This is a genomic window from Sphingobium sp. LMC3-1-1.1 (genome assembly GCF_040676285.1).
Taxonomy (GTDB): Bacteria; Pseudomonadota; Alphaproteobacteria; order Sphingomonadales; family Sphingomonadaceae; genus Sphingobium.
This window is the reverse complement of the sequence record NZ_JBEGHQ010000001.1, coordinates 927383-940449: the sequence shown is the minus strand read 5'-3', so window position 1 is coordinate 940449 and position 13067 is coordinate 927383. Positions and strand designations below refer to the sequence as shown.

Genomic DNA, 13067 nt, shown 5'->3' with positions numbered 1-13067 from the left:
GGCTGCTCCCCTGATCTGGCGTTCCGGACTATTTCTGGTCGATCTTCAGCGAGAAACCCGAGGCCGGGAGACCTGCGGGGTTATAGAGGTTGACGATAGGACTGGCCTGCCAGAGGTAGCGCACCTTGACCGCCTCCGGGTCGGCGGGCAGGGTCACCGTGTCGCCCGCAACCTCGCCGTGGACGAAGCGGCACTGCGCGGCGGCATTACACAGTTCGAAACCGATCGCGCCGGCTCCGGCCATGGCGACCAGAGGTCCATGGCCAAAGCGCACCTCGATGCCCTTGGCGGTGCGCGATATGCCTGTCGGCGAAGGCCCCCGATCCTCGACCGCTTCGCCAAGCGCCAGATGGCGTGCAGCCAAGGCAAGCCTGCGCCCGACGTCCTGCTTGTTGGTCGGATGGATATCCGCGACCTGGCCGATATCGACCGCGCTGGCCATGCCGACCTGGGGATCGGCGTCGGCAACCTGACGCTGAACGTCGCGCAATTGGCCCCATGGGTCGTCCGTCGGTGTGGAAACCAGCGGCCCCCAATTGGCGAGTTGAACCATGATGAAGGGCGTCGCGCCAAATCGCTTGCGCCAATCGGCAATCATCAGCGGCATGAGCTTGGCATAGCCCTTGGCATCGCCAGCATTGGCCTCCCCCTGATACCATGCGAAGCCCTTGACCGGGTAGTTGTGGAGCGGGGCGATCATGCCGTTGAACAGCGTGGTTCGTCCGGCGCCGCCCGTCCACGGCGCAGAGGGGAGCGTGCCAATCTGGTTTATCGGAGCGCCGGCTGCAAAACTCCATTTTTCCAGCGGGATGCTGGTTCCATCCGCCAGAGTGAGATTGCGTGGACCATCGCCCCACAGACCGCCGCCGCCGCCGCTGTCGACCACCGTGATGTCGATCAGATTTTTGCCCGACTTAAGTGAGCCGCGCGGAACGGGGTAGTTGCGTAGGGTCGTCCATCCGCGCTCCACTCCCACGCTTTTGCCGTTGACCCGCGTGAAATCCGCGTCGTCTATGGCGCCGAGCGAAAGTTTCGCGCCTTGCTTCGCCTGCGCCGCGGTCAGGGTGATCGTGGCGCGATAATAGCCAATCCCGTCGAAGTTCGCGAGCGACGGCACCCCCCAGCTTTCCCACAAGCGCAGGCCCGGCACATCCTGCCATTTCGCGTCGGCGGGCGCGGTCTCCCTTTCGCCCAGCGCATTGCGGGTCATGCTAGTCCACTGTACTGATGCCGCCTGCGGATCGCGGGCGTAGGTATCGAGCAGCGCAAGTTCGCCGGTGTAGCGAGGGATCGTCTGCAAGGCCTCACGGCTGATCCACTCCTCGATCGGCGATCCGCCCCAACTGGCGGCGACAAGGCCGATCGGTATTTGCTGGTGAAGCTGCAATTCGCGCCCCATGATGAAGCAGGCGGCCGAGAAATCGGCAGCTGAGGCGGGTGTTGAGACCTGCCAGGGGGTGGGGGCGGTAAACCGGTCCTGCGGCCGCGGGCTGGATTGCCGCGGAACGTTCAGCAGGCGCAGCATCGTGTTGCCTGCGCTGGCCACTTCGGCGTCCGAATTGGTCACGTGGCGCAGCGTGAATTCCATGTTCGACTGGCCCGAGCAGAGCCAGACATCACCGACCATGATGTCGTCCAGGCTGATGACCTCGGTGCCGCTGCGCAGCGTGACGGCATAGGGACCACCAGCCCCGCGCGGTGGAAGGGTGATGCGCCAACGCCCTTGCGGATCGGCATTGGCCGAATAGTTTTCGGCTCCGATCGCAACCGTCACCTTACTGCCAGGCGCGGCCTGGCCGCTGATAGGGATCGGACGATCGCGCTGAATGACCGCGTGGGAGGAAAGGGGCGTATCGAGTTCCAACGTCTGTGCGGATGCGATTGCAGGCATTGCAGATGCAGACAGCAGGAACAGGGCAGGGATCAGCTTCATTTCGGGCCTTTCAAGTTCGGGCGGAGGTTCCGGAAGGCAGATCGGCTCTCTCGTCTGGCCGTCCTCCGCCGCCGCGACATGGCAGCACGCCCTGACAGCTGGATCGCCCCATGCATTTTCCGGATCGATGCCCCTTCCTCTCGGTTGATGTCATGGCTAACGAAGGATAATAAATCAGACAATAGAGATTCGAGGGAGAGATGACTTGTTCAGTCTTGAACGGCGCAACCTGCTTGCCGGAGGCCTCGGCCTTGGCGCCATGATGTCGGCTTCGGCCCCGGCGGCAACCTTCCAGCCGAACTGGACGTCGCTGGTAGATGGCTGGGAAACCCCGCAATGGTTCCGTGATGCCAAGTTCGGCATATGGGCTCATTGGGGACCGCAATGCCAGCCGGAGGCGGGCGACTGGTACGGCCGGTTGATGTATCTTCCTGGCAGCGGCGCCTACCAGCATCACCTCTCCAATTACGGCCATCCTGCCGACACCGGATTCATGGAGATCATCAATCGCTGGAAGGCGGAGGCCTGGGATCCGGCCGCTCTTCTGAAGCGCTACAAGCAGGTGGGCGCCAGATACTTCATGGCGATGGCCGGCCACCACGACAATTTCGACCTTTACGACAGCAGTCATCACTCGTGGAACGCGACGCGCGTGGGGCCGAAGCGGGATATTGTAGCCGGGTGGGAAAAGGCGGCCCGCGCCGAAGGCCTGCCCTTTGGTGTCAGCAATCATATCGCCCATGCCTGGCACTGGTATCAGCCCGCCTATGGCTATGATCCCGAAGGCCCGCGCGCGGGACAGCGCTATGATGCTTTCCGCCTGCGCAAGGAGGACGGCCAGGGCAAGTGGTGGGAAGGGCTCGACCCGCAGGAGCTTTATGTCGGGCCAGCTTTCGTCGCTCCGGACGGCATTGCCAGCAACAAGGCGATGGAATCCTGGCACGACGTCCATGACGGGCGCTGGCTGGAACAGGCGGCGGCAAAGAACCCCGCCTTCGTCCGCAACTGGCTGCTGCGCCAGAACGAACTGGTCGATCGGTACAAGCCCGACATGGTCTATTTCGACAACACGCGGATACCTTTCGGTTCAGTGGGCCTGGAAGCCGTGGCTCATTACTATAATCGTGCGATCGAATGGCATGGCAGCCCGAACGTAGTGCTGACGTCGAAGATTCTGACCGACTATATGCAGGGCGGCCTGATGAACGATGTCGAACGCGGCTTCTCTCCGGTCATGCGCGAGCAGCCCTGGCAGACCTGCACCTGCATCGGTGACTGGCATTACAACCGCGGACGGTTCGACCATAAGAGCTACGTACCGGCGCAAAAGGTCATCCAACGCCTGAGCGACATCGTGTCGAAGAACGGCAACCTGCTGCTGTCTGTGCCTGTGCGCGGTGACGGAACGATCGACAGCGAGGAGGAGAAGATCCTCGACGGCATTGCCGCCTGGCTGAAGGTCAATGGCGACGCGGCGATCTTCGGCAGCCGTCCCTGGCGCAGCTTCGGCGAAGGGCCGACCAGCGTACCCGGCGGACGGATGGATGAAGGCAGCGCGAGCGACTTCACCGAGCGGGACGTGCGCTTCACCACCAACAAGGGCGCGCTTTATGCCATCATGCTGCTGTGGCCGACCGGCACGGCGCGGATCGAGTCCCTTGGCAGGCGCGCGCTGGGTGGTGCGACCATAGCGAAGGCCGAACTGGTGGGCGGCGGAAAGCTGGCTTGGAAGCAGAACGACGATGCGCTGGAGATCAACTTCCCCAAGCCAGCGCCGGGGCAGATGGCGCCGGTGGTGAAGCTGCAAGGGGCGGGGCTGCTCTCTGCATCCTGACCGCAATGAAAAAGGCCGGCCCTGACAGGATCAGGGCCGGCCTTTTGCATGTCGACGGAGATTTGCCCGGTCGCCTCACCGCATGGTGATGGTGACCGGATTGCCGTCGTAGACGATTGAATATTTGCCGTTCTCCGCGAAGTCGATCGGCTGCCGCGTCGCCTTGTCGTAGAAGCGGACCGAGATTGCGCGCTTCCCCGGCATGCCGGAGAATTCGCCTTCGCGCTTGCCGATGGTCAGGCTGTGCGCGGCGTCGTTCCACTGGATCGCGACGCGCGAGAAAGCGCCCTTGCGGTAGCCTTCGCTGGTCCCATCGTCTTCGTAGAGCGAATAGCTCCCGTCCGCACCTGTAAAGACGTGCAGCACGATGGGGCCATCCGGCTCTTCGCCCGTGTGTTGGATCGCCGGCCCGGTCGGCACGATGGATCCGGCACGAACGAACAAAGGCATGCGCTCATAGGGCGCAGCGGCGTCGATCTCTTGCCCGCCGGTATGGAAGGCACCGCTATTGAAGTCGTACCAGCCCGAACCGGCGGGCAGGTAGACCTTGCGGCTACGCGCCTTGAAATCGGTGACCGGAGCGACGAGGAATGCCGGGCCGAACATATATTGATCGTCGATGTTCCAGACCTTGCGGTCGGAGCCGAAATCCTGGACCAGACCGCGCATTATCGATCCATCCTTGAACCAGGTATCGGCTGCGGTGGTGTAGATGTAGGGCAGCAGCCGGTAGCGCAGCTTGTCGTACCAGATCATCGATTCCTGCATCGCCGGATCCTTGTCCGAGATCAGGTAGATTTCCCGGAACGGCGTTTCCCCGTGGCTGCGGAACAATGGCGAGAAGGCGCCGAACTGGAACCAGCGCAGGTTGAGTTCGCGCCATTCCGCCAGATGCGCGGGGTCCTGGTTGGTATAGCGATCTTCAACCGCAAAGCCGCCAATATCATGCGTCCAGTTGGGCAGGCCGGACATCGAGACGTTAACGCCAGCCGAAATCTGCTCGCGCAGATTGTCCCACCGCGCGGCCACATCGCCCGACCAGATCGCCGCGCTGGCGCGTTGCAGGCCACCAAAACCCGAACGGGTCAGGATGAAGGGGCGAACGTCCGGCCGTGCCTCGCGCAGCCCCTCGGCAACGCCGTCGACATGGACAAGCGGATAGCTGTTGAACAGCGGTTCCGCAGCGCCGATCGCCGTCGGCCCCATGGTCTTGATGCGCTGTTCGATCGACAGGTTGGAGTGGATATCCGGTTCGGTCGCGTCGAGCCACCAGGCGTCGAAGCCCTTCGATACCAGTTCGCGCTTGATCTGGTCGAAGTACATCTTGCGCGCGCCGGGCGAATAGGCATCGTAGTCGGTGTTGAGATATCCCGGCCCGACCCAGTCGAGATTCTTCATTTCAAGATTGCCGTGATAGAGCCAGCCGTTCTTGTCCAGCTCCTTGGCGTTTTCGGTGTTGGGATAGAATTTGGGCCAGACTGAAATCATGACCCGCGCATCGAGCGCGTGGATTTCATCGACCATGCCCTTGGGATCGGGGAATCGCTTGGGATCGAACCTGTGGCTGCCCCATTGGTCCTGCGGCCAGTAGAACCAGTCCTGCACGATATTGTCGATCGGGATCTCGCGTTTGCGATATTCACGCAGCACGCCAAGCAGTTCTTCCTGGGTTTCGTAACGCTGCCGGCTTTGCCAGAAGCCATAGGCCCATTGGGGCAGCAGCGTCGCCTTGCCGGTCAGCTTCCGGTAGCCTGCAATGGACTTGTCGATCGTGCCGCCACCAACGAAATAATAGTCCACCGCCTTTCCGGTATCCGATGTCATCCAGAGCGAATGCCGATCCTTCCGGGGCAGGGGATTGTTGTGCAGGAACGCCATATATCCGGCGTTGGGGGTCCATTCGATGCGGATCTTGACCGGCTTTCCGGCAGTCATCGGCAGTTTGAAATTATGATACCAGGGGTTCCAGTTCTGACGCCAGTGATCCATGACCAGCTTGCCGTCGGCATAGACCTTGAAATAGCTTGATCCATATATCTGGAATCGGTGCTCGCCGGTCGTGTCCGCCGTCACGTCGCCCGTCCAGACCACCTGCTGTTCCTGGGTCACGACGCCTGCGGTGTTCTGCCCGCTGTCGGCTGACGCCTTGGTCGTGGCCTTTGCCGCCGTCGGCCATTTCGCCTGGTCCTCGATATATTGATAGTCGATGACATCTTCCTGACGCAGCGCGGCGCGCGACTTGCCCAGGAAATATTCGGCCTTCCAGCCCGGCTTGCCGTCGCTCGTGACCTTCAGATCCTTGCCGACGAATTCATAGGGGCGTGGATTGCCGAAGCGGGTGATGCCGTCATTGTCCCACAGCAGGCCGTATCCCCGCGTCGAAACGACATAAGGCACGGCTATCGCCATATTGTGCTGGGCGAGTTCCACGTCCTCGCCATTATAGTTCATCTGGCCGTTCTGGTGCTGGCCCAGGCCATAAAAGCCCTCGTCGGTGCCGGGATTGAACTGCTGGGACACGGTGAACCAGCGCTTGCCTTCCACGTCACGCGGGCGAAACGCACTACGCCCCGATTCCGTCAGGACAGCTTTGCCCGCGCGATCCAGAAAGCTGACCTGTCCACTGGCCAGATTGATCACCGCGCTCGCGCCGGGCAGCTTCAGCGTGACGCTGCCTTTGGACTGGGTGACCACCGGCTTTCCCGCTGGTTTGGCATTGACCATGAGGCTTTCGGGGACCTCGTTGAAATCGCCGGTGGGTACCGCAGTGACGCGGAAGCTGTCATCGCCATAGGCGATCACGCGGACCCGCTTGGCGGCACCGGCGTCAGGAGTGACCACAACGCCGTTGTCGATGGGTTGATAGCTGCCGGCGATGGCCGAGGTGCTCGCAGTGGCGAGCAGCGCAAACAGCGCGATACGGGAAAGGGACATGGCTGTATTGCTCCGGCTGATCAGTTGGGATTGCCGACGGGTATCGGCGGCGTGCCTTTGACGGCGGCGAACGTGATGCGCAGCACCTGCTCGCGATCGGTGAAGTTGAGGCCGTAATCGATCGAATCGCCGTTCCAGACGCGACGGAAAATCCATTTGCCGTTGTTGTAACGACCTTCTTCGACGCGCAGCATCATCATCGATTCAAACGGCGCCGGTTTGGAAAGGCCGAAATAGACGCGCGCCTTGAAGCCGGTGACGAGGAACTCGTTTTCGGCGATCTGGGCAACTGCGAGACCGCCGACCGGCTCGGCATTGCCGGTGGGCTTGTCCGTGCCGAACTGCCACTGACCGAAGGTAACGGTCATGTTGTACTTGCCCATGTCGACCTTCTGGCTGTGCTCGGCTTTCAGGTCGGTCGGTTCAGCCACGCCCCAGGTCTTGCCCTGCGCTGCCCAGGCGGCCCATTCCCGCTGCATCGGCGCGAACAGCCGATAGTTGCGGGCGAATAATTCCATCGTCGCGTCGTCGAGATCCTTGGCGCCGAGCGGATAATTATAATAGCCTGTGTAGTCCATGCCGAACGGGGCGAAGCCAATCGAACCGCGGCCGACGACCGGGAAGAAAAACCTCGCAAAATCCCGGTCGTTCCCGGTTTCCGGGACGATCAGCGCGTTGTCAGGCCGGTCGTAATAGTCGAGATACGCCATGTAGGCCGCGTGGTCGCGAGTGTAGATATCCGGCGCCACGATATCGATCGCCGGAGCGGCGGCCTTGTACACGTCGATGACAAAGTGCACCGGACCTCCGCTCGAATAGGTGGTCGCAGGCTGGCGGCCGAAGGCGCCGGCCAGCGCCGCGTTCACGTACATCGGCAGGGGCTTTACTGCCTTGCCGGCAGCGGCGATCTCGTCGATGTAGCTGGCGATCGACCAGGCATGGAAGAATTCGTCGGCATCGCCGCCGAAAACCTGACGCCATGTGCCGGGCTGCTTCTTCATCTGCTTGAGTAGTGGGGCGGGCACCTGCCCATCAAAGAGCTTTTGCGCGACCGGGGAAAAATCGCGGACCGATCCATAGGAACCGACCTCATTTTCAGGCTGAACCATGATCACGGTGTTCTGCGGGTCGTTCTTCTTGAGATATTCCATCAGCTTCACGAAGGCCCGCTTGTCGGCCTCCAGCGTCGATCGATAGTGCGGCGAAAGGGCGTAATGGACCTCGCCTTTGGCATTGATCATGTGCGGGAAGCGCTTCTGGTCGAGCTTGACCCAGGCCGGCGCGTAAGCCGGCGCGGTGTTCTTCCAGGTTCCGAACCACAGCAGGACGAGCCGAACATTGTTTGCCCTGGCCTGGGGCAGGAGGGCGTCGAGAAAGGAGAAGTCGAATTTCCCCTCCACAGGTTCGATCTGTTCCCATCCGACCGGGACTTCGACCGTATTGGCGTGCATCTTTCGGATCGCAGGCCAGACCTCGGGAAGCATGTCGGGGTAGTTGGCCGAATTGTTGACCTGTGCTCCCAGCATCAGGAATGGCTTGCCGTCCACAATGAGCGCATGATTGCCGCCCCTGCTTTCCAGGCGCGGGATCGGATGCTCTGTCTGGGCCGCGACCGGCGCCGCGAGCAGCGCAAGCAGCGCAAGGCATTTCTTCACGCTTTGCATGACATTTTCCCTTTCCAGGCGTCGTCAGTTTCGCGGCGGGCAGAAGCCGCCGGGCGCCTGTGTCGTCAATTCCACATTGGCGATCGATACAGTCAGCGGGCCGGTCGCGGACAGGCTCCATGCGGGGTGGACATGCGCCATGTCGCCGCCGCCGCGCTGGGCGAAGCATTTGAGCGGGATGCGCACCGTTTTCCATCCCCCGGCCGAGCGGAACAGGTCGGTTGCATTGATCGTGCCCCAACCCATTGTAAGCGTGACCGGGCCGCTTGCGGGGCGATCGACCCGGTAGACCATCTGCAACATCATTTCGGCATTGGTTTCAAAGCCAAGGTCGATATCCTCGCCGTCGATCGTCGCCTTCCCGTTGGCCGCCGATCGCCAGCCCAATTGCATCGCGCCCTCCTGGCGCATCGCCGAATCCACCGCTGTGCGGGTGATCGCGGGATCGATCTGCAGCGTAAATGGCTTTTGGACGTGCCCATCGATATAATAGCGGCTCTTGTTGATCGGGGTGCCATCGATTCCGGGAACCTCGTCGAGCGATCCCACCTTGCCCGGCTTCGCGTAACTCAGCCCATATCCGAAGGGGAACAGCGGGTCGTAGCCCGGTTGGCCCCGGTTGAGGAGAAACTGCGCTGCTGTCCTGGGCCAGCTGAAGGAAAGCCGGCCGGTAAAGTCCTGGCGTGGCTGACCCTCGGCATCGCCGACCAGCACATCGGCTATCCCGCCCCCCTCGCTTCCGGGCAACCAGGCGGCAACAAAGGCGTCGGACTGGTTCAGTTCCGGATTGACCCACATCGGACGGCCGGACAGGAATACGGAGACAACCGGGATACCGGCAGCCTTGAACTTCTTGAGCAGCGCGAGGGCTTTCTTGTCGCCAGGCTCGAATTCCAGGGAGCGGATATCGCCGCTGCCCTCGGCATAGGGCTTCTCGCCGAACACGACGATCGCCAGGTCGGGCCTGGTGGCATAGCTTCCGTCCGCGCTGAAGGTCGCGCTGCCGCCGCTCGATTTCATGGCTTCCGCGATCCCGGAAAAGATCGACTGGGCATTGGGGAAATCGGCATTGGTGTTGCCGTCCCCCTGCCAGGAAAGCGTCCAGCCCCCGGATTGCTGGCCAATGTCGTTCCCGGCGCTTCCCGCGATCAGGATATTCGCAGCTGCTTTCACCGGCAGCACGCCATCATTCTTCAGGAGAACGAGCGATTTGCGGACCGCTTCCCGCGCCAGTGCCCGGTGTTCCGGCGACCCGATCATATCGCTGCGTTGTTCGAACGGTCGGGCCGGGTTGAAGAGTCCGGCCTTGAACTTGACGCGCAGGATCCGCCTGACGGCATCGTCGATCCGGGCCATCGGGATCACCCCCGCACGCACCTGCTTCACGGTATTATCGAACAGCCCCTTCCAGCTGTCGGGTGCCATTGCCATGTCGAGCCCGGCATTGAAGGAGGCCGGGCAGTCTGTCGCGGTACAGCCGGGAATCTGGGCATGTCCGTTCCAGTCTCCGACAATGAAACCGTCAAAGCCCATCCGTTTCTTGAGAACATCGGTCAGCAGGGACTTGTTGCCATGCATCTTGACGCCTTGCCAGCTGTTGAAGCTCGCCATGATGGTGTGCGTTCCGGCGTTGATCGCCGGAGGATAGCCCGCCGCATGAATGGCGATCAGCTGGCCTTCAGGGATATCGGTGTCGCCCTGGTCGATACCGTTGGTGGTACCGCCGTCGCCCAGAAAATGCTTGGCGCTGGCGGAGACATTTCCGGTCTGGATGGAGCCCGTTCCCGGCTTGCCTTGCAGTCCCTCGATCATGCGACCCGCATAGGCGGCGACGAGAGAAGGATCCTCCGAATAGCTTTCGTAGGTCCGACCCCAGCGATCATTCTGCGCGACCGCCAGCGTTGGAGCAAAGGCCCAGTCGATCCCGGCCGCCGTGATCTCCTTTGCAGTGGCGTCCCCGATGCGACGGATCAGGTCAGGGTCGTTCGCGGCGCCCAGCGCGATATTGTGGGGAAACAGCGTTGCCCCGACCACATTGTTGTTGCCATGCACCGCGTCGATCCCGAACATGATCGGGATGGGCACGTGACCCGGACGCTTCTGCATTGCGATCTGGTTGAAGGCGTGCACAGTCGCGATCCACGGCCCGGCAGGAGAACGGTCAGGCGCGTCGATCGGTGGTGAACTGCCGCCAGCAAGGATCGAACCGAGCGGGTATTTGACAAGGTCCTCCGGCTGGATCGCCGACGTATCGGCCTGGATCATCTGTCCGACTTTTTCTTCCAGCGACAGCTTGGCCAATAATGCGGTGATCTTCGCTTCCGTCCGGTCGTCGATCAGGCCCGCGCTGCGTGCCTGCGGCCATTTGGCAGGATCGGCCACGCCCCGTGTTTCGGCTTGGGCAGGCAGAGCGTTAGTCGCCGCCAACAAAAGTGGCAGCGTCAGGCCTGACATTGCGGCCCGCTTGTGGCTAACTCTCATTTCAGACAATTCCTCCCAAATAACCATTTCTATTTGTCATACAAAATAGATTCCCGCCTATCAAGATCAGGTCGCAGGCGGGCTGAAGATTTTGCTCGCGGATTGCGCAATGCGGTAACATCAGTCGATTGGACGGATCCGAATTGCCGCACCACCACCGTCGGTCATTGTGATGGTCAGGGAATCGCCGCTGGCGACGGTGATGGATTTCGAAGTCACTTCGTTGGGCGTCGCGCCGTCCTGCCAGATTTGCGCCTCGAACCGGCCCGTGCCGAGCAGGGTGAGCGGGACGATCACGTTTCGTGCACCGCCGGCGTTCATCGCGCCGATGAACCAATCACGCCCCTTGCGTCGCGCGAGAACGATGTGGCTGTCGGGCGTGCCGTCGATGAAGCGGGTCTCGTCCCAGGCCGTCGGGACGATCCTGATGAAGTCGAACCCGCTCGCATTGGCGTATGCTTCCGGCGCGTCGGACACCATCTGGAGCGGGCTGTCGTAGACCACATACATGGCGAGCGCCTGACCCCGGCTGTTCTGGCTTACCGGCATTGATCCGTCGCTGGGTCCGGCGGCTTTCCCGCCGTTGCGGAAGCCGCCGGGGGTGTAGTCCATGGGACCCGCGAGCATGCGCGTATAGGCCAGCTTGACATTGTGCGCCGGCGTGACGGCGCCCCAGCCAATCTTGTCATACTCCGCACCCATCACCCCTTCCTGGGTGATATAGTTGGGATAGGTCCGCTGCATCCCTGCAGGCAGGAAAGCGGCATGCATGTCGAGCAGGAGTCTGCGCTTGGCGGTCTCGCGCGCCGCGCGCGTGTAGAATTCGACCATCTGCTGATCCTGCCGGTCCATGAAGTCGACCTTGATCCCCTTTATGCCCCAATTCCTGTAGTGGTCGAGCACCTCTTCCATCCGCGGTTCGAGATGTTCCCAGTGAACCCACAGCAGGAGGTCGACGCCCTTGCCCTCGGCATATTTGACGAGCGCTGGTATATCGATCCCGGATTCGGCGCGCAGGATGTCGGTGTCCTTGTTGGCGGCGCAGCAGCCGCCGGAATTCAGGGCCCAGCCGGCGTCGATCAGGAAATAAGGCAGCCCGGAATCGGCAGCGAAGTCGATGAACTTGCGATAGCGTTCCATGGTGGGCTTTTCGCTTTGCGTTGGGCCTGACCACCAGTCCCAGGCGGCCTTGCCGGGCTTCACCCACGAAAAATCTCCGCTCGGCTGGTGCGCCAGGTTGCCGACGAGCTCGGAGGATATGAGGTCGCCGGCCCGGTCGCCCAGCATCATCACCCGCCAGGCCGTTTCAACGCCATTGCTTGACTGAACGGCAACCGAAGGACGGTCCTTGCGCGGGGTCAACTCCACTTGCAGCCTATCTCCGGAACGGCGCAGGGTTGAACCGGTATATCCTTCTATCCCCGACTGCAGAATGGCGAAATGATTGCGGCCCGAAGGCGTGGCGCAGGTTGCCAGATGGTCGTAGAGCTTGTTGGGGTCGAGTGCGGAGACCGGGATGTCTTGCCATTCCCGCTCATGCGAGCCGCTGGTTTCGGTGAAAAGACAATGTGTACCGACGGGCAGGCGATAGCCGGTTCGCTCGCCGGAGATGGCGACCGGTCTGCCGGTGGGGATGACATAGCGAAACGCAACGCCGTCATTATAGGCGCGCGCCTCTATTTCGAGGACGCGTCCCCCTGCGCCGGTTTCCTGGAAGCGGATGGTCGCACCATTGTAGTGATCGGTCGCCTGGCTGGCCTTGGTCGCAATCAATGGCAAGGTGCGATTGACCGAGCGACGTTGAACCTTCATCGATTCAAGGGCTCGGTATGGTGGCGCGTCGGCCAGGACAATGCCGAGCGGGGCCTCGTTGGCGATGGTTTCGCCGTTGCGCGTGATCGAATAGGTCGTGCCGTCCGTAGCGATACGCATTTCAACGGATCTGTCGGGCGAGGTGATGGCGATCGCCGATGTGGCTGCGAGGGCGAGAGCGAGCACTGTCTGATCTCCATTTACGATTCATTCTTATCGGGACGGATTTGCTGCGCGCCGCACCAGCGGCTCCATCGCAATCCATCTGTCCGTGGATATGTCAGACATAAAATTCAGGCAATCGTGAATTTTTCTTACGGCCTTTAAGGCAGTCGGGCTATTCTGGCCGCATGACCCGTTCGACCGCGCAATCATGGGTCCAGTGGATCGCATACCTAACTGGTCTATC

6 protein-coding genes are annotated in these 13067 nt (G+C 61.8%); 1 reads left to right on the top strand and 5 read right to left on the bottom strand.

What is annotated here, in order from left to right; translation table 11 throughout:
- Nucleotides 1–28: 28 nt before the first annotated feature.
- Nucleotides 29–1933 (bottom strand): sialate O-acetylesterase, encoded by a 1905-nt coding sequence (locus MRBLMC3_RS04680; protein WP_363826227.1) that lies wholly within the window; start codon nt 1931–1933, stop codon nt 29–31.
- 259 nt (nt 1934–2192) lie between these two features.
- Between MRBLMC3_RS04680 and MRBLMC3_RS04675 the strand changes: the two genes are divergently transcribed.
- Nucleotides 2193–3767, top strand: a complete 1575-nt coding sequence (locus MRBLMC3_RS04675) for an alpha-L-fucosidase (protein ID WP_414714626.1) — start codon at nt 2193–2195, stop codon at nt 3765–3767.
- Between the two features lie 75 nt (nt 3768–3842).
- Here MRBLMC3_RS04675 and MRBLMC3_RS04670 read toward each other — a convergent pair whose 3' ends face one another.
- The 4 genes from MRBLMC3_RS04670 to MRBLMC3_RS04655 form a co-directional block, all read right to left on the bottom strand.
- The gene (locus tag MRBLMC3_RS04670; protein ID WP_363754809.1) at nt 3843–6701 is read right to left on the bottom strand and encodes a TIM-barrel domain-containing protein; all 2859 of its coding nucleotides are present in this window, start codon (nt 6699–6701) and stop codon (nt 3843–3845) included.
- A 20-nt stretch (nt 6702–6721) separates the two neighbouring features.
- Entirely contained in the window at nt 6722–8365 is a 1644-nt protein-coding gene (locus MRBLMC3_RS04665; protein WP_363826225.1) for a DUF5597 domain-containing protein, read from the bottom strand.
- Between the two features lie 24 nt (nt 8366–8389).
- Complete coding sequence (locus tag MRBLMC3_RS04660) at nt 8390–10819, bottom strand: glycoside hydrolase family 3 protein (RefSeq protein WP_363826222.1); 2430 nt, start codon at nt 10817–10819, stop codon at nt 8390–8392.
- A gap of 147 nt (nt 10820–10966) precedes the next feature.
- The gene (locus MRBLMC3_RS04655; protein ID WP_363826221.1) at nt 10967–12844 is read right to left on the bottom strand and encodes a glycoside hydrolase family 97 protein; all 1878 of its coding nucleotides are present in this window, start codon (nt 12842–12844) and stop codon (nt 10967–10969) included.
- Between the last annotated feature and the right edge of the window lie 223 nt (nt 12845–13067).